Here is a 16,082-nt window from a genome sequence, read left to right on the forward strand (position 1 = left end):
GTAGCCTTAAATCGTTACTAGCCCGCGCACACCGTCGGCTTCCATATTTTCACCGCGACCTTGCTGCACGATCTCGCCCCGGGACATCACCAGGTATTGATCGGCCAGTTCGGCGGCGAAATCGTAGAACTGCTCCACCAGCAAAATCGCCATGTCGCCCCGGGCCGCGAGCTTCTTGATCACCGCGCCGATTTCCTTGATCACCGACGGCTGAATGCCTTCGGTAGGCTCGTCGAGAATCAGCAACCGTGGACGGCTGGCCAGAGCCCTGCCGATGGCAAGCTGCTGCTGTTGGCCGCCCGACAAATCACCGCCGCGCCGCTGCTTCATTTGCAGCAGTACCGGGAACAACTCGTAGATGAACGCCGGGACTTCCTTGGCTTCGGAGCCGGGGAAGCGTGAAAGGCCCATCAGCAGGTTTTCTTCGACGGTCAACCGGCCGAAGATTTCCCGACCCTGCGGTACGTACGCGATCCCTGCATGCACGCGCTGGTGCGGCTTGAACGTGGTGATCGGCTTGCCTTCCCAGTTCACTGCGCCTTCTTTGGCCGGCAGCAAACCCATCAGGCACTTGAGCAGGGTAGTCTTGCCGACGCCGTTGCGCCCGAGCAGGCAGGTGACTTCACCGACTTTTACGTCAAACGTCAGGCCGCGCAGGATGTGGCTACCGCCGTAGTACTGGTGCAGCTTGTCGACTTGCAGCATTCTCAAATTCCCCTCAAGTCCTTGTAGGAGCTGGCTTGCCAGCGAAGAGGCCATCGCATTCAACATCAATGCTGACAGGTCCATCGCTTTCGCTGGCAAGCCAGCTCCTACAGGTTGTTCTTATGCAGGCTCAGCGACCGAGATACACCTCAATCACCCGCTCATTCTCCTGCACCTGTTCCAGCGACCCTTCGGCCAGCACGCTGCCTTGGTGCAACACGGTGACGTGGTCGGCAATCGAACCCACAAACCCCATGTCGTGCTCCACCACCATCAACGAATGCTTGCCCGCCAGGCGCTTGAACAGTTCGGCAGTGAATTCGGTTTCGGCGTCGGTCATGCCCGCCACCGGCTCGTCGAGCAGCAGCAGTTGCGGGTCTTGCATCAGCAGCATGCCGATCTCCAGAAACTGCTTCTGACCGTGGGACAACAACCCCGCCGGGCGATTGACCGACGTCGTCAGGCGAATGGTTTCCAGCACTTCGCTGATGCGATCTTTCTGCTCACCACTCAGGCGCGCCCGCAGGCTGGCCCACACCGACTTGTCGGTTTTCTGCGCCAGCTCCAGGTTCTCGAACACGCTCAAGGCCTCGAACACGGTCGGCTTCTGGAACTTGCGACCGATACCGGCTTGGGCGATTTGCACTTCACTCATCTGCGTCAGATCCAGGGTTTCACCGAACCAGGCTTTACCGTGACTGGGGCGGGTCTTGCCGGTGATCACGTCCATCAGCGTGGTCTTGCCCGCGCCGTTGGGGCCGATGATGCAGCGCAGTTCGCCGACGCCGATGTACAGATTCAAGTCGTTCAGTGCCTTGAAGCCATCGAAGCTGACGCTGATGTCTTCCAGGGTCAGGATCGTGCCGTGGCGGGTATCGAGGCCTGGGCTGACGCGTTGGCCGTGGCTGATGGCGTCGCGGCTGGTGCCGGCGTCCTTGTTCGGTTCCACGGGGAAAAAGGCCGGTTCGAGCATGAATTCAGCCGTCGCAGTCACTCTCATTGCTCACCCCTTTTTTTCAGCAGACCGATCACGCCTTTAGGCAGATACAAGGTCACGACGATGAACAGCGCGCCGAGGAAAAACAGCCAGTATTCCGGGAACGCCACGGTGAACCAGCTCTTCATGCCGTTGACTACACCGGCGCCGAGCAGCGGGCCGATCAAGGTTCCGCGACCACCGAGGGCCACCCAAACCGCCGCTTCAATGGAGTTGGTCGGCGACATTTCGCTCGGGTTGATGATCCCGACTTGCGGCACGTACAACGCACCGGCCAGACCACACAACACCGCACTCAACACCCAGACAAACAGCTTGAACCCGCGTGGGTCGTAGCCGCAGAACATCAGGCGGTTTTCTGCATCGCGCAGAGCGGTCAGCACCCGACCGAACTTGCTCTGCGCCAGGCGCCAGCCGATGAACAGGCTCGCCACCAGCAACACCACTGTGGCGAAAAACAACACCGCGCGGGTGCCCGGTTCGGTGATGCCGAAACCGAGAATGCTGCGGAAGTTGGTGAAGCCGTTGTTGCCGCCAAATCCGGTCTCGTTGCGGAAAAACAGCAACATCCCGGCGAAGGTCAGGGCCTGGGTCATGATCGAGAAATACACACCCTTGATCCGTGAGCGGAAGGCGAAGAAACCGAACACCAGCGCCAGCAATCCCGGCGCCAATACCACCAGGCACATGGCCCAGAGGAAGCTACTGGTACCGGTCCAGTACCACGGCAATTCGGTCCACGACAGGAACGTCATGAACGCCGGCAAGCCATCGCCCGAGGCCTGGCGCATCAAGTACATGCCCATCGCGTAACCGCCGAGGGCGAAGAACAGGCCATGGCCGAGGGACAGTAAACCTGCGTATCCCCAGACCAGATCCAGTGCGAGGGCGACGATGGCGTAGCAAAGAATCTTGCCCACCAGCGTCAGCGTGTACGCCGAGACGTGCAACGTGCTGTCCGCCGGCAACAGCGACAGCAGCGGTAATGCCAGCAGCAGAGCGAGAATCACCGCACCGACAGCGATGCTGACTTTGGGGCCGGCTTTTTGTGTAGCGGTCACGAGCAGGGGCTGGTTCATCAGTCGATCACCCGTCCTTTCAGTGCGAAGAGGCCTTGCGGACGCTTCTGGATGAACAGAATGATCAGCGCGAGGATCAGGATCTTGCCGAGTACGGCGCCGATCTGCGGTTCGAGAATCTTGTTGGCGATACCGAGGCCGAACGCGGCGAGCACGCTACCGGCCAACTGGCCGACACCGCCGAGTACCACCACCAGGAACGAGTCGATGATGTAGCTCTGGCCGAGGTCCGGGCCGACGTTGCCGATCTGGCTCAGCGCCACGCCACCGAGGCCGGCAATGCCCGAGCCGAGGCCGAAGGCGAGCATGTCCACCCGTCCGGTCGGCACGCCGCAGCACGCGGCCATGTTGCGGTTCTGGGTGACGGCGCGCACGTTCAAACCCAGGCGGGTCTTGTTCAGCAGCAGCCAGGTCAGCACCACCACGAACAGTGCAAAGGCGATGATCACGATGCGGTTATACGGCAGCACCAGATTCGGCAGCACTTGAATCCCGCCCGACAACCACGCGGGGTTGGCTACTTCAACGTTCTGCGCGCCGAACAGCAATCGCACCAGCTGAATCAGCATCAAACTGATGCCCCAGGTGGCGAGCAAGGTTTCCAGCGGGCGGCCGTAGAGGTGACGAATCACCGTGCGCTCCAGCGCCATGCCGATGGCGGCGGTGACGAAGAACGCCACCGGCAACGCGATCAGCGGGTAGAACTCGATGGCCTGAGGGGCGTAGCGCTGGAACATCATCTGCACCACAAACGTCGAGTAGGCGCCGAGCATCAGCATCTCGCCGTGGGCCATGTTGATCACACCGAGCAGGCCGAAGGTGATCGCCAGACCGAGGGCGGCGAGCAGCAGGATCGAACCGAGGGACATGCCGCTGAACGCCTGACCGAGCAGCTCACCGATCAGCAGTTTGCGTTTGACTTGAGCGAGGCTGGTTTCGGCAGCGGTGCGCACCGTTGTATCGGCTTCGACACCCGGTGCCAGAAGGCTTTCGAGGCGGGTGCGGGCCAGTGGGTCGCCGGTTTCACCGAGCAAGCGCACAGCAGCGAGACGCACGGCCGGGTCGGTGTCGACCAGTTGCAGATTGGCCAATGCGAGGCTGAGCGCGGCGTGAACGCTTTCGTCTTTTTCGCCCGCCAGTTGCTGGTCGAGGAATTTCAGCTGCGCGGGTTTGGCGTTTTTTTGTAATTGCTGCGCTGCGGCCAGACGGGTTTTGGCGTCGGCGGAGAACAGTTGGTGACTGGCCAAGGCGGTGTCGATCAGACCCCGCAGGCGATTGTTCAGGCGCAGGGTTTTGGGTTGGCCGTCGACGGTCAGTTCGCCTTGTTGCAGGGCGTTGATCAGTTCGATACGGGCCGGATCGGGCTGCGCGGCCCAGGCCTCCAGCAGTTTTGCTTGCTGCATGGGGTTGGCGGCGACGAAGTCTTCGGCGTCGTTGGCGTGGGTGGCCATCGGCAGCAATAGCGCGATGGCGAGAATGAAGCGGTAAAGGGCAGTGGGCATGTCGAACGTCCTGGTCATACGCGGACCGTGTAGGAGCTGGCTTGCCAGCGAAGGCGGTCCATCAGGCAAACCGCGTGATGCTATTCGCTGGCAAGCCAGCTCCTACAGGTGTTGTGTCGGGCCCCGGGTGAGTGTCCGAGCCCGGCATCGCAGGGCTTAGTTGCTCTTCACCGCATACTCCGGTTTCTTGTCGTTGCCCTGAATGAACGGGCTCCACGGCTGGGCGCGGATCGGCCCTTCGGTCTGCCACACCACGTTGAACTGACCGTCGGCCTGAATCTCGCCGATCATCACGGGTTTGTGCAGGTGGTGGTTGGTCTTGTCCATGGTCAGGGTGTAGCCGGACGGAGCGGCAAAGGTCTGGCCGGCGAGGGCTTCGCGGACTTTGTCGACGTCGGTGGACTTGGCTTTTTCAGCCGCTTGCGCCCACATGTGAATGCCGACGTAGGTGGCTTCCATCGGGTCGTTGGTCACCGCTTTGTCGGCGCCGGGCAGGTTGTGTTTCTTGGCGTAGGCTTTCCAGTCCGCGACGAACTTCTTGTTCTGCGGGTTCTCGACCGACTCAAAGTAGTTCCACGCCGCGAGGTTGCCCACCAGCGGTTTGGTGTCGATGCCGCGCAGTTCTTCTTCGCCCACGGAGAATGCCACGACCGGAACGTCGGTGGCTTTCAGACCCTGGTTGGCCAGCTCTTTATAAAAAGGAACGTTGGAGTCGCCGTTGACGGTCGAGATGACGGCAGTCTTGCCACCCGCCGAGAATTTTTTGATGTTGGCGACGATGGTCTGGTAATCGGCGTGACCGAACGGGGTGTAGACCTCTTCGATGTCCTTGTCGGCCACACCTTTAGAATGCAGGAACGAACGCAGGATTTTGTTGGTGGTGCGCGGGTAGACGTAGTCGGTGCCGAGCAGGAAGTAACGCTTGGCGCTGCCGCCTTCTTCGCTCATCAGGTATTCAACGGCGGGGATCGCTTGCTGGTTCGGCGCGGCGCCGGTGTAGAACACGTTTGGCGACATCTCTTCGCCTTCGTATTGCACCGGGTAGAACAGCAAGCCGTTGAGCTCTTCGAACACCGGCAACACCGATTTACGCGACACCGAAGTCCAGCAACCGAACACCACGGCCACCTTGTCCTGAGTCAGCAGCTGACGGCCCTTTTCCGCGAACAGCGGCCAGTTCGACGCCGGGTCCACCACCACTGGCTCCAGCATCATGCCGTTCACGCCGCCCTTGGCGTTGATCTCGTCGATGGTCATCAACGCCATGTCTTTGAGCGATGTTTCGGAGATCGCCATGGTGCCGGACAACGAATGCAGAATACCGACCTTGATGGTTTCGGCAGCCTGGACAGTCCAGGTCATGCCCATCGCGGCAATGCTTGCCGAGAGTGTAAAAGCCTTGATCAAGCTACGACGCTTCATTGTGCGATCTCCATGAACTTATGAATTTTCTTGGTTGGCAGATGCGGATTACTGAAGGCTGTTTTGCAAGGGCTGTGCCCGGTTGGCAAAAGTCGTGGAAATGACGGGTTAGAGCGGTTGTGCGGTTTGGGCAGCGCACCATGAAAGGACGAGGTCGGCGCGGTGGTGCGAGAGGGTGCGCTACATTGGGGCGCAGACCTTGCAGACAACACTGATCAAATGTGGGAGTGCGTCGAGTGCAGGATTTGTGGGCGATGATAAACCCCTGTAGGAGTGAGCCTGCTCGCGATAGCGGTATGTCAGGCAAAGTGATGCTGAATGTGCTGCCGTCTTCGCGAGCAGGCTCGCTCCCACATTTTTTTGCAGTGTTTCTAGGTGGGGACGACGTTATCCACCGCGCGGTTCACGGCCAGTTCCGCGAGCATGATGACCTGTTGAATCGCCATCGCCTTATGGCGTTGCGGGCCTATCAACTCGGTGGCGAAATCGCTGGCCAGGACACTGGCTGATGCCAAGGATTCACAGGCATTGACCAACAGGCTTTCGGTGTCGTTGTTTGGGGCGATCATGAACATGGTGCTGGGGCGGCGGGGTTTTTCGGTGTATTGGGCCGGGGGATCGAGGTAGTAGTCGAGGGCGCGTTTGATGGCGTCGCGATCCCTTAGCAGGTCTTCGTTGTGAGATGTTTCGGGATCGGAGGTGGTGGTGTCGATAGGTGGGTCTGGAACAATCTTCTTATTCATCTTGGGGTCTACTCAATTGAGGCCACCACTTAATCGTTCTCACACGATGAAGGGGTGGCAGCTATGTGCGGAGTGAGAAACCGGTGACCCCAAATCCGGCCGGACCGAAGTCCGCCCGCACACAGCCGCCATAGACATTGCTGGCAGCGGATAAGCTGGCGGCAATTATGGTGGTACTGATGTTGGATTAACAGGGGCTGCCGGGTTCTCACGCCCGATCACTGATGTGCAGTGACAGCCACAGACTAGACAGCCCGCGTCCGACGAACAACCTGAAAAAGTCGTGGGAAACGTCCGGTCATTTCACATCCAGATAAACACACATAAACAACCCCAGAATCACAATCCCTGTAGGAGCTGGCTTGCCAGCGAAAGCGGTATATCAGGCACATCGATGCTGTATGTGCCGCCGTCTTCGCTGGCAAGCCAGCTCCTACAGTTGATCTGTGTCGGACACTGAGTCTGTGAGCGACGATACCCCCCCTGTAGGAGCTGGCTTGCCAGCGAAAGCGGTGGGTCAGTCACATCAATGCTGGATGTGTCGCCGTCTTCGCTGGCAAGCCAGCTCCTACAGTTGATCTGTGTCGGACACTGAGTCTGTGAGCGACGATACCCCCCTGTAGGAGCTGGCTTGCCAGCGAAAGCGGTGGGGCAGTCACATCAATGCTGGATGTGTCGCCGTCTTCGCTGGCAAGCCAGCTCCTACATGGTCACAAAGATGAGGCCGATTCAGTCTGTCGGCTGAAACGCGACAACAGCACGCGATCCAGCACCCAGACCACCACCAAGGATGCGCCCACCAGCGGAAACATCACCGCCAGGGCGAACATGATGACCATCGCGGTTTTCCATTTCGGCAGGTCGTGGCGTAGCGGCGGCACACCGAATTTGCCCTGTGGCCGACGCTTCCACCAGATCACCACGCCGCTGACGGCGCTGAGCAGGATCATCAGGCAGATCAGCAACACGATGATCTGATTGAACACACCGAACATCTTGCCTTCGTGCAGCATCACGCCGATTTCCGTGGCGCGGGCGACGGTGCCGTATTGCTCGTAACGCACATCGGCGAGGACGTCGCCGGTGTATTGATCGACGTGCAGTGTGGCGTCGTTGCGCGGGTCGTCGGCGAACACGGCGATGGTGAACACGCCGGTGGCGGTTTTCGGGAAGGTGATGCTGTAACCCGGCTCGACCTTGCGTTGTACGGCGATGTTCTGCACGTCTTGCAGGCTGATGGTCGGCGCGGCCGGGCCGGCCTGTGCGCCGTCGTGGGTCATGTGTTCGGCGTGGTCGCCGGACATCGGCATCGGCGTGTTTTCCATGGCCCAAGGCACGGTCTGGCGAGTGGCGGTGTTGAGGCTGCGGGCCTCGACATCGGATTTGGGCACGTTGTCCCACATGGCGGCCGGGAACACGTTCCAGACGCCTGCGTATTTCTCACCCCAGAAACCAGTCCAGGTCATGCCGCTGAGCAACATCACCAACAGCAGCGATGCGCCCCAGAACCCGGTCACGGCGTGCAGGTCACGCCACAACACGCGACCGCGACTGGTCAGGCGCGGCCACAAAATGCCCGCCGCCTGGCCGCGTGGCCACCACAGGAACACCCCGGACACCACCAGGACGACGCCCCAACCGGCGGCCATTTCGATCAGCCGATCGCCCACGGTGCCGATCATCAGCTCGCCGTGAATGGCTCGCGCGATGGCTTGCAGATTCATCTTGGCGTCTTGCTCGCCGAGGATGTCGCCTTGGTAGGGATCAATGAACACGTTCAGCTCGGTGCCGGCATTGACCACGACAAATTGCGCGCTGCGCTCGGCGTTAACCGGTGGCAGGTACTGCTTGATGGTGGCTTGTGGATACGCTTCTTTCACCCGCGTGAGCAAGTCGTCGGCGGGCACGGTGTGGTGGCCGGCAGGGACGTTCAGCAGGCTGCCGTACATCAACGGATCGAGTTGCGGTTTGAACAGGTAAATGATGCCGGTCAGGGCCAGCATCACCATGAAGGGCGCCACGAACAGACCGGCATAGAAATGCCAGCGCCAGGCCAGATTGTAGAAGTTTGGTTTGGGCTGTTTCATCACGTGTGCTCCGCTTTTGGCATGGATCTTTTAGTTGTTTGTTGGCGGTTGCTTTGCAACCGATCGCGAGCAGGCTCGCTCCCACATGGACAGTGGTGTACCTGCTCGCGAAGCTTTTTAGAAACTCATGTCAACCTTGGTCCAGAGCGTTCGCCCCGGTTCTTTAATGGCCTGCGGGTTTTGGGCCGGGTAGCCAAAACCGGCGTTGCCGGCCAGGTTCAAGTGCTCGGCGTAGGCCTTGCCGAACAGGTTGTCGACGCCGGTGCTGACCCTCCAGTGCTGGTTGATCCGGTAGGCACCGTTGAGCGAGAACACGCCAAAGCCCGGGGTCTTGTCGAAGTCTTTGCCGACGACGTTGCCCTTGTTCAGGTCGATGCGGTTTTGCGCGGCGACTACCCGCCACAGCGCCCCTGCACTCCAGTTGTCTTCGCTGTAGGTGAGGCCGAAACGCGCGTCCAGTGGCGGCATTTGTGGCAGTGGGTTGCCGTCGCTGCTGTTCTTGCCCCAGGCGTAGGCCAGGGTCGCGTCGGCTTTCCAGTTGTTGGTCAACCGGTAGGCCGCACCGAGTTCGCCGCCCATGATGCGGGCGTCGATGTTTTTTGCCTGGGAGAGAGTTCCCGTCGGGGTCGGGATGTAGTTGAACAGGATGTAGTCGTGCACTTTCCCGACGTAACCCGCGACCCAGGCATCAAGGTCTTCGGTTCTGTATTGCAGGCCGAAGTCGAGCTGGGTGGTTTTCTCAGGCTTGATCGAATCGAAGGCATTCACCGAACCGACGGGGCCGCTCTTGGGTGAAAACAGCTCCCAGTAATCCGGGAATCGTTCGGTGTGACCGAGGCCTGCGTACAGGGTGGTCGGGCTGTCCGCAAGGTCATGCTCATAACGGGCGAAGCCGCTCGGCAGGGTGTCGGTGCGGGTATCGTCGGCGGTCGGGTTGGGGCGTTTCGTCATCCCTGAACCGATGGTTTGCCGGTAGTCCTTGGCCGAGGCGCGGTCCAGACGCGCGCCGGTAATCAGCCTGTCCTGGTCGGCGGCGTACCAGGTCAGTTCGCTGAAGACACCGTAGTTGTGGAAGTCGGCGTCCTCGGTGTACGGCAGGTCCTTGTAGGTATTGATGCCCGCACTGCCGCGCTGGCGGTGTTCGCTGGTTTGCACGTCGATACCGCTGATCAGCTGCACGACGCCCCAGCGCCAGGTGCCTTTGACCCTGCCGCCGACGGTTCGACGGTCGACATTCGACGCCCTCGGGCCGGACATCATCCCGGTGCCGGACGGCGTGCGCAGGGTGTAGTTGTCCATCACGTGGTCGGCGTAGTTGTAGTAAATCTGGCCTTCGATCTTATCCAGCACGTCGCCGACGTTCGATTTTTCGAAGCGCAGACCCAGGCTTTCGCGCAGGAACTGCGAGCCGTCCATGCCACGCCCGGCGTAACGCGCTTCACCATCGCTTTTGCCAGCGGTCAGCTCTAGCAGGGTGTCGGCGTCCGGGGTCCAGCCGAGTGCGACGTCACCGTTCCACTTGTCGTAGCGCGAGGGCACGGTGTCGTTGTTGCCATCCCGGTAATCGTCGGCGTGTGCAGTGTTGCCGATCACTCGCACGTAGCCCAGCGACCCGCCGGCCGCGGCGTCCACCAGTTTGTCGAAGCGGCCGTTGGAGCCTGCCAGCACGCTGGCATTCACCCGGGTGCCGAGTTCACCGAAGCTTTCTGGCTCACGGTCGAAGAGGATCGTCCCGGCGGACGCACCCGGTCCCCACAGTACAGTTTGCGGGCCTTTGATCACGGTGAGTTTGTCGTAGGTTTCCGGCGAGATGTACGAGGTTGGCGCGTCCATCCGGCCAGGGCAGGCGCCCAGTAATTGGCCGCCGTTGGTGAGGATGTTCATCCGCGAGCCGAACATGCCGCGCAGCACCGGGTCGCCGTTGGTGCCGCCGTTGCGCACGAGGGCGAAGCCGGGGATGGTTTTCAAGTAATCGCCGCCGTCGCTGGCCGGCACCGGTTGGCGCGGGTCCTTGGGGTTGGTGACGATGGTCAGCGGAGAGCTGGGGGCGATCGCGGTGATCACCGTCGGGCTCAGCTCTTCGTTGTGGCCGGCGTGTTCATCGGCCAGCGCCATCGGTGTCAGTAGAACGCCACACAGGAATGCGGTGGCGTGCCTGAATCGAACACCGGGTTCGTTCAGGGTTAAAGAAGCTTGGGCAGGGCGCAAGCGTGAGTCAGCAGAAAACCTGGACATGACAATTTCCATCGAACGGCATAAACGACACGGCCGGCAGCCGAGGCAATATCCTTGTGGGAGCGAGCCTGCTCGCGAAGGCGGTGTGCCAGACGACATCAATGTTGACTGACACTCCCTCTTCGCGAGCGGGCTCGCTCCCACAGGTTTGCTTGGCTGGTTTAACCGTGTGAGATCAGAGGTGGGTGTTTACGCAACGATGGGCGGGGCGCGGGTTCGGGCGCCGGGGAAGAAAGGTTGCCGGGCGTGGCCCAGGCGGGGAGACGGGGTAGTGAATGTGCTGGCGGGCGGGGTGTTGAAGGCTGTGAACGAAACACCGCCGGTCAGCGCCGGGCAGTTGAACAGCAAACTGCAATAGCCGCATTTTTCCCAGATCGCGTGGTGCGACGGGGTGGGCGGGCAGTGCTCGGCAGCGGGTTGCGCGCCGTGGTCGGCGTGATCCATCGCCGACATGTCCATGCTCATGTCCATCGACATGTTCATGGTCATTGCAGAGGCGCGTTGATCCATCGGCATCGACTGAGAAATCAGCGGGCCGATAAAGATCATCAACATGGCGAACAGGCTGATCCAGCTGCCGCGCGTCAGGCTCAATGACTGACGACGTGACGCGGATGACCTGGCGCTAAGCGGGCGCATGGCGGCTTCTGCTCAGCGAATTACTGGGTGTGAACGTGCATCTGCGTGTCTTGCGGCGGCTTTTTCTGCACGGCGACTTCGACCGTCACATCGCCGGCTTTCTCGAAATGCATCGTCAGCGGGAAGTGTTTGCCCTCGCTCAGCAGGCTGCGATCTTTCAGCTCCAGCAGCATCACGTGATAGGCCATCGGCGCAAACGTGACGTTGCCGCCGGCGGGAATCTCGACGCTCGGCACGTGTTGCATTTTCATCATATCGTTCTGCATCACGTGCTCGTGTAACTGGGCCTCGCCCGAAATCGGCGAATCGACACTGAGCAGGCGGTCAGCGGTTTTGCCGCTGTTGTGAATCACGAAATAGGCGGCAACGGTTGGCGCGTTGGGCGGAAGCTCTTGCGACCACGGGTGAGCGATTTCCAGCTCGCCGACTTTGTATTCGTGGGCATTGGCAAAGCAGGCAGGCAGCAGCAACGCAGCCAAAACGATGAGTTTGTTCAACATGGCAGTTCTCCGGAACGATTCAAAACGCAGGTCAATTGCGAGAAAGAATCACACCAGAGGGGACGCGCGGGGGTTGAGACTCGGCCATTGCTGGCGCGGTGTGGGGGTGTCGAGTGTGGCGGAGGGCCGGCTTCGATTGCTCTCGAAGTGCGCGAAATACAGCTGCGGCTCATGTCCCGGCAGTGCCACCAAGGGGGCGGAGCCCGAGCAACACCAGCAATGCTGCATGTTGGAATGATCATCACCCTGTGGTGCTTTTTGCCCGATATCGCCCAGGGAAATCGCCACCATCTTGGTGCCGCTGGACGTACAGAAACTGCCCCACAGCAATTGCTCGGCGGGTGATTTCGCCGCCTGCGCCATCGCATTGCTCATCGGCATGGCGAGCATGTTGAACAGCACTGCGAAGCAGGCGATCCAGGCAATTGCAAGCCGATGTCGGGACATGGGACAAATCCGTTTGGGTGGGCGATCAAGCGCGGCTATTTAGCCTGATCAGGGCCGATAAGTAAAAAAGCGGCGTGCGGTGTGGTGTCGCAGTGCCTGAGTTAACAGAAGCAGCATGCTGTGAGCCATTTCCAACTCGCCATTATGAAAGAGTGTAGCGACTTCGATTCGGATTGCCTGAGCAAAAAGTGGATCACTTTGAATTCGTGCGCGGATGGTGTGTTTGACGTCTCTGAACGCCAAGCGAATGAAACGTCCGTCTCCGGAATCTTCCTCTTCGCTGGCTTGGAGGTAGTTCCACATATCGGCGGGTGTCTGGAGAAACTCCGCGATATCGAAACGAGAGAATTTTTCAGTCATTCGGTACTCCGAGCGCTACATTCATGGAGCCCGGAAACATAGAGGAAGGGTTACGCCCTTACGAGTCAGCCGATTTGGATAGTGCTGTGTGAGCGGTCCGATAGAAATGTAAGACGTTGCGCAATTTCTGTAGCGGCTGCCGAAGGCTGCGTCCGGCTGCGAAGCAGTCGTAAATCCTGCATCCACGGTTAGCCTGAAAGATCGAGGTGCCTGATTTTACGACTGCTGCGCAGCCGGACGCAGGCTTCGCCAGCTGCTACAGGTTTTGTGTCGATCTCTGGGCCAGGGCAGCCAGTACGTCATCCACCGCCCCAAACTCCCGATCAACCCCTGGCAACACCGGCCGCCTCAAAACAATCACCGGCACCCCACGCTCCCGCGCCACTTCCAGCTTCGGCTCCGTCGCCGTGCTGCCGCTGTTCTTACTGATCAGCACATCAATCTGCCGACGCTCAAACAGCTCTCGCTCATCCTCGATCACAAACGGCCCACGCGCGCCGATGACTTCGCAGCGTTCGTTGCCGGGATAAACCTCCAGCGCACGCAAGGTCCAGAATTGCTCTGGCGGAATATCGTGCAGGTGTTGCAACGGTTCGCGGCCGAGGGTGAACAAGGGGCGATGGAAGGGTTTCAGGGTTTCGATCAGCTCGGCCCAGTCGCTGACTTCGCGCCAGTCATCTCCAGACTGAGGTTGCCAGGCCGGCCGTCGTAGCGCCCAGCAGGCAATGCCGGTCAATTGCGCGGCGGTGGCGGCGTTCTGGCTGATTTGTGCAGCGTAGGGATGGGTCGCGTCCAACAGCAGATCGATCCCTTCATCGCGAATGAATTGCGCCAAGCCTTCAGCACCGCCATATCCACCGACGCGCACCTGACAGGTCAAATCCGTCGGCACGCGACCGACACCGGCCAGGCTATAGATGTGTTCTGGCCCCAGCGTGCGAGCGATGGCCAGCGCTTCCGTCACACCACCGAGCAGCAAAACGCGTTTCATTGAAAAACTCCCGCATGGCCGACAATCCCGCCCTGACGGTCAATCGCAAACACTTCGACCTGAACTTGCGCCGGCACTACGCTGCGGGCAAATTCCAGTGCGTGCTGACACACCGCATCACCCAGCGCGATACCCGCCGCACTGGCCATCGCCAAGGCTTGCTGGCTGGTGTTGGCCTCGCGAATGGCCTGTTGCAGCGCCTCATCAGCTCCGACTGCCGCTGCCCATTCGGCCAGTTGCGGCAGGTCGATGCTGGAGTGTCGGCTGTGCAAATCCATGTGCCCGGCCGCCAGTTTGCTGATCTTGCCGAAGCCACCACAGAGGCTGAGTTTATCCACAGGTACTTTGCGCAAGTGTTTGAGCACCGCGCCGACGAAGTCGCCCATTTCGATCAGGGCGATTTCCGGCAGGTTGTAGACCCGGCGCATGGTGTCTTCGCTGGCGTTGCCGGTGCAGGCGGCGATGTGCAGGTAACCATTGGTTTTGGCAACGTCGATGCCCTGGTGGATCGAGGCGATGTAGGCCGCGCAGGAAAACGGCCGGACGATGCCGCTGGTGCCAAGAATCGATAGCCCGCCGAGAATCCCCAAGCGCGGATTCATGGTTTTCAGCGCCAGAGCTTCGCCGTCCTCGACGTTGACGGTGACCTCGAAGCCGCCGTTGTAGCCGAGTTCAGCGGCCAACAACGCCAGGTGATCGGTGATCATTTTGCGCGGCACCGGGTTGATCGCCGGTTCGCCGACGGCCAGCACCAATCCGGGGCGCGTCACCGTGCCGACACCGCGCCCAGCCTTGAAACGAATATCCGGCTCGGCGCACAGGCGCACTTGTGTGTACAGCAGGGCGCCGTGGGTCACGTCAGGGTCATCGCCGGCGTCCTTGAGGGTCCCCGCTTCGGCGCCGTCGTCGGTCAGGCGACAAAATTCCAGGCGCATCTGCACCTGCTTGCCCTTGGGCAAAACGATCTCGACCGCGTCAGCACCAACCCCGGCCAACAGCAGACGCGCCGCCGCCAGGCTGGTGGCGGTGGCGCAGCTGCCCGTCGTCAGGCCGCTGCGCAGCGGGGCGGGTTGTTCGGCGGTTTCGTCACGCATCGCAGGGCTTCGTCACGTCCAGCAAGGTAATGGGCAGCGCCTGGCGCCAGGTGTCGAACTCACCCAACGGCTGCGCCTGGGCAATGTGGATGCGGGTCAGTTCACCGCCGTGGCGTTCGCGCCAGGCCATCAGGGTCATTTCACTTTGCAGCGTGACCGCGTTGGCTATCAATCGGCCTCCGGGTTTGAGTTGCGCCCAGCAGGTGTCGAGCACGCCTTCGCGAGTGACACCGCCACCGATGAAGATCGCGTCCGGGCGTTCGAGTCCGGTCAGTGCCTGTGGTGCGTTACCGCGAATCAGTTGCAGGCCGGGAACACCAAGGGCGTCGCGGTTGTGTTCGATCAGCAGCTGCCGACCTTCATCGGCTTCAATGGCCAGTGCGCGGCAAGTCGGGTGTGCGCGCATCCACTCGATGCCAATCGAACCGCTGCCGGCGCCGACGTCCCACAGCAATTCACCGGGCACCGGCGCGAGGCGTGCGAGGGTGATGGCACGCACATCGCGCTTGGTCAGTTGGCCGTCGTGCCTGAAGGCCGAATCGGGCAACCCGGCCAGTCGTGAGAGACGCGGCGTGTTCGGCTCGGCGATGCACTCGATGGCGATCAGGTTCAGATCGGCAACCTTCGGATCACTCCAGTCGTTGGCAATGCCGTTGATGCGCCGTTCGGCGATACCGCCCAGATGTTCCAGCACAGTGAGGCGGCTCGGGCCGAAACCGCGTTCGCGCAGCAGTGCGGCAATCGCCGCCGGGGTTTGACCGTCGTTGCTCAGCACCAGCAAACGTACGCCGCTGAACAACTGTGCATTGAGGGCCGCGACCGGCCGGGCAACCACTGAAAGCGTCACCACATCCTGCAACGGCCAGCCCATTCGCGCGCCTGCCAGCGAACAAGAGGAGGGCGCCGGGAGGATCTGCATTTCATCAGCGGGCACTTGCCGTGCCAGGCTGGCGCCCACGCCAAAGAACATCGGATCGCCGCTGGCCAGCACGCACACCGGCTCACCGCGACGGGCCAACAGCGGCTCAAGGGAAAAAGGACTCGGCCACAACTGACGTTCGCCACGGATGCACACCGGCAGCAAATCCAGTTGCCGCTGACCGCCAATAATCCGCGAAGCGCGCAGCAGCGCGTGTCGGGCGTTTCTGCCCAGGCCCTTGAAGCCGTCTTCACCGATTCCCACTACTGTCAGCCAGGGTGACATCTGCAGTCCTTAAAAATAGTCCTCAATCGGACGGTTCCGACGGGCAGGCTTTTCATGCCGCCTGACAAAGCAGGCAT

General features: G+C 60.9%; 15 protein-coding genes. All 15 read right to left on the reverse strand.

Annotated elements, in window-relative coordinates; all coding sequences use genetic code 11:
• Positions 1–6: 6 nt before the first annotated feature.
• Positions 7–705, reverse strand: coding sequence for an urea ABC transporter ATP-binding subunit UrtE (urtE, locus tag KGB06_RS10585; RefSeq protein ID WP_223515079.1), 699 nt, complete (start codon positions 703–705; stop codon positions 7–9).
• A gap of 130 nt (positions 706–835) precedes the next feature.
• On the reverse strand, positions 836–1,705 hold the full coding sequence (gene urtD / locus KGB06_RS10590) for an urea ABC transporter ATP-binding protein UrtD (protein ID WP_223515081.1): 870 nt from the start codon (positions 1,703–1,705) through the stop codon (positions 836–838).
• The gene (urtC, locus tag KGB06_RS10595) at positions 1,702–2,781 is read right to left on the reverse strand and encodes an urea ABC transporter permease subunit UrtC (RefSeq protein WP_223515084.1); all 1,080 of its coding nucleotides are present in this window, start codon (positions 2,779–2,781) and stop codon (positions 1,702–1,704) included. Before urtC ends, urtD begins: the two co-directional genes overlap by 4 nt.
• Positions 2,781–4,283 (reverse strand): urea ABC transporter permease subunit UrtB, encoded by a 1,503-nt coding sequence (gene urtB / locus KGB06_RS10600; RefSeq protein WP_223515086.1) that lies wholly within the window; start codon positions 4,281–4,283, stop codon positions 2,781–2,783. The genes urtC and urtB overlap by 1 nt, the downstream gene beginning before the upstream one ends.
• Positions 4,284–4,439: 156 nt before the next feature.
• Positions 4,440–5,705: an urea ABC transporter substrate-binding protein gene (urtA, locus tag KGB06_RS10605; RefSeq protein WP_223515089.1), complete on the reverse strand. Its 1,266-nt coding sequence runs from the start codon at positions 5,703–5,705 to the stop codon at positions 4,440–4,442.
• A 371-nt stretch (positions 5,706–6,076) separates the two neighbouring features.
• Positions 6,077–6,448, reverse strand: a complete 372-nt coding sequence (locus KGB06_RS10610; protein WP_223515092.1) for a DUF6124 family protein — start codon at positions 6,446–6,448, stop codon at positions 6,077–6,079.
• Between the two features lie 710 nt (positions 6,449–7,158).
• Entirely contained in the window at positions 7,159–8,535 is a 1,377-nt protein-coding gene (locus KGB06_RS10615; RefSeq protein ID WP_223515095.1) for a PepSY-associated TM helix domain-containing protein, read from the reverse strand.
• 117 nt (positions 8,536–8,652) lie between these two features.
• Positions 8,653–10,770, reverse strand: coding sequence for a TonB-dependent copper receptor (locus KGB06_RS10620; RefSeq protein WP_223515097.1), 2,118 nt, complete (start codon positions 10,768–10,770; stop codon positions 8,653–8,655).
• A gap of 189 nt (positions 10,771–10,959) precedes the next feature.
• The gene (locus KGB06_RS10625; RefSeq protein ID WP_223515100.1) at positions 10,960–11,409 is read right to left on the reverse strand and encodes a DUF2946 domain-containing protein; all 450 of its coding nucleotides are present in this window, start codon (positions 11,407–11,409) and stop codon (positions 10,960–10,962) included.
• Positions 11,410–11,429: 20 nt separating this feature from the next.
• Positions 11,430–11,909, reverse strand: coding sequence for a copper chaperone PCu(A)C (locus KGB06_RS10630; RefSeq protein ID WP_223515102.1), 480 nt, complete (start codon positions 11,907–11,909; stop codon positions 11,430–11,432).
• A 48-nt stretch (positions 11,910–11,957) separates the two neighbouring features.
• Positions 11,958–12,356, reverse strand: coding sequence for a DUF2946 domain-containing protein (locus tag KGB06_RS10635; RefSeq protein ID WP_223515114.1), 399 nt, complete (start codon positions 12,354–12,356; stop codon positions 11,958–11,960).
• Positions 12,357–12,404: 48 nt separating this feature from the next.
• Positions 12,405–12,716 (reverse strand): hypothetical protein, encoded by a 312-nt coding sequence (locus KGB06_RS10640; protein WP_223515117.1) that lies wholly within the window; start codon positions 12,714–12,716, stop codon positions 12,405–12,407.
• 256 nt (positions 12,717–12,972) lie between these two features.
• The gene (locus KGB06_RS10645; RefSeq protein WP_223515119.1) at positions 12,973–13,707 is read right to left on the reverse strand and encodes a cobalt-precorrin-6A reductase; all 735 of its coding nucleotides are present in this window, start codon (positions 13,705–13,707) and stop codon (positions 12,973–12,975) included.
• On the reverse strand, positions 13,704–14,801 hold the full coding sequence (locus KGB06_RS10650) for a cobalt-precorrin-5B (C(1))-methyltransferase (RefSeq protein WP_223515122.1): 1,098 nt from the start codon (positions 14,799–14,801) through the stop codon (positions 13,704–13,706). Before KGB06_RS10650 ends, KGB06_RS10645 begins: the two co-directional genes overlap by 4 nt.
• Complete coding sequence (gene cbiE / locus KGB06_RS10655; protein WP_223515126.1) at positions 14,794–16,005, reverse strand: precorrin-6y C5,15-methyltransferase (decarboxylating) subunit CbiE; 1,212 nt, start codon at positions 16,003–16,005, stop codon at positions 14,794–14,796. Before cbiE ends, KGB06_RS10650 begins: the two co-directional genes overlap by 8 nt.
• Between the last annotated feature and the right edge of the window lie 77 nt (positions 16,006–16,082).

Origin of the sequence: Pseudomonas sp. GL-B-19 (assembly GCF_019956415.1) — a bacterium.
Lineage (GTDB): Bacteria > Pseudomonadota > Gammaproteobacteria > Pseudomonadales > Pseudomonadaceae > Aquipseudomonas.